Here is a 1,720-nt window from a genome sequence, read left to right as displayed (position 1 = left end):
GGACTTGAACCGGCACAGCGCGAACGCCGAGGGATTTTAAATCCCTTGTGTCTACCAATTCCACCACCAGGGCACGCAATTCTTTATTGCGATGCCGATTACTAAAAAGTAAAACACCATCTTAACGTCGAAACGAATCAACATTACAAAATTTGGAGCGATACATCGGGTTCGAACCGATGACCTCAACCTTGGCAAGGTTGCGCTCTACCGACTGAGCTAGTATCGCATTTTCATTCTTATTATCTCTTAAATTATCAAACGAAGAGAAAGAATGGAGGCGCCTCCCGGAGTCGAACCGAGGTCCACGGATTTGCAATCCGCTGCATAGCCACTCTGCCAAGGCGCCTTTAATAGTGATTTAAGAGGACAACTCTTTGTTCATCACTCTACTCAAAAAGTAGAAGCAAGATAGATGGTGCCCCGGGCCGGACTTGAACCGGCACAGCGCGAACGCCGAGGGATTTTAAATCCCTTGTGTCTACCAATTCCACCACCAGGGCAACGCAATCTTGCGAGGCCAATTACTGAAAAGTAAAAACACCATCTCTCAGCGGCCTAAACCGTGAGAACGAGGTGTACTTTAACGGAAGGAAAAAATTCGTCAACAATAAATTTTATCTTTTAATTCAAGTGATTAATTATCGAACTCAAAAGAATAAATTTAGTGCAGCTTGTACGGTTCTTATACTTGGATTTCTAATTTAAACGGACAATTCACTGACAACCATTGGATTCAAATACCGATTCAATGCAGTGATTTTATTGTTTAAAACCAAGCAAATGGCGTTTTCATGTGCATTTCACATTCAACGACTAGAGTTTGAAGTAACTCTTATTAAGAAGTAAACATGTGAAACCATTAAAACGATACCAATATGAACGCTATGCCGTTCTCTGTAACCTCGCCTACCCTAGAGTTTTTAAGCAAACTCGCTATGGTTTCGATCCTAATGGACAGCGCATCATTAAGAACCAGTTTGGTAAAACCATGATTCGAGTGTTATGGAGCAGCGACAAAGACGAAGTGGTGGTGGTTATCAAAGGATCACACAGTATCTCAGATTGGCTACTGACCTTTGCTCTATGGACAAGAAGCTGCAAGAAAATTGGACTCAATTACCGAGTGCATGCCGGCTTCTACCATCTGATGTTTCAAGAAAGCCAGCCAAGTCGTAATGAAGATAAGCTTGGCTTAACCGTTATTGAACGCTTGGAAGCCTCGCTCACTCCACTCATAGAGCAAGGTAAAAGAGTGTCTATTACTGGCCACTCTTCCGGTGGTGCTATCGGTTGTGTCTTCGCTGATTACTTTGATCAAAAGTATCCAGGCTGTATTAAGCGAATAGTGACTTTTGGCCAACCCGCCATTGGTGACTGGAGCTTTCGAAAGCACTATCGCTTGAGTAAGAAAACCTACCGAATCTGCTGTGATATCGATATCGTGACCTTCATGCCACCGGTTCCTATGCTCTATTGGCATGTAGGCAAAGTGCTTTGGCTTTATAACGGGCGTATCTACGAGAACACCCCTACATTAATCCGTCTTGGTCGCTCTATCTTTAGTTGGTTGATAAGACCTTTCTCATACCACTTGATGAGCAAGTATATCCGTAACAAAGATTTCTTTGATAAGCATTGAAATAGATACGCAGGAAGCTTTTAGTGAGGCTAGAAACGAAAAAACCAGCCACTAGGACTTAATGCCGTTCGGATAAGC

Annotated in this window: 1 protein-coding gene and 3 tRNA genes; 1 reads left to right on the top strand and 3 read right to left on the bottom strand. The window is 43.0% G+C overall.

What is annotated here, in order from left to right; all coding sequences use genetic code 11:
* Positions 1-153: 153 nt before the first annotated feature.
* The 3 genes from BCT34_RS04070 to BCT34_RS04060 form a co-directional block, all read right to left on the bottom strand.
* Positions 154-229 (bottom strand) — tRNA-Gly (locus BCT34_RS04070).
* 46 nt (positions 230-275) lie between these two features.
* A tRNA-Cys gene (locus tag BCT34_RS04065) sits at positions 276-349 on the bottom strand.
* A 67-nt stretch (positions 350-416) separates the two neighbouring features.
* Positions 417-503 (bottom strand) — tRNA-Leu (locus BCT34_RS04060).
* Positions 504-853: 350 nt separating this feature from the next.
* Here BCT34_RS04060 and BCT34_RS04055 point away from each other — a divergent pair.
* Positions 854-1,642, top strand: a complete 789-nt coding sequence (locus BCT34_RS04055) for a lipase (RefSeq protein ID WP_076651885.1) — start codon at positions 854-856, stop codon at positions 1,640-1,642.
* Positions 1,643-1,720: the final 78 nt, after the last annotated feature.

It is taken from the genome of Vibrio sp. 10N.261.45.E2, from assembly GCF_002875705.1.
GTDB lineage: Bacteria > Pseudomonadota > Gammaproteobacteria > Enterobacterales > Vibrionaceae > Vibrio.
Note: the sequence above shows the minus strand (reverse complement) of the source record. Positions and strands in the feature narration are given on the sequence as shown.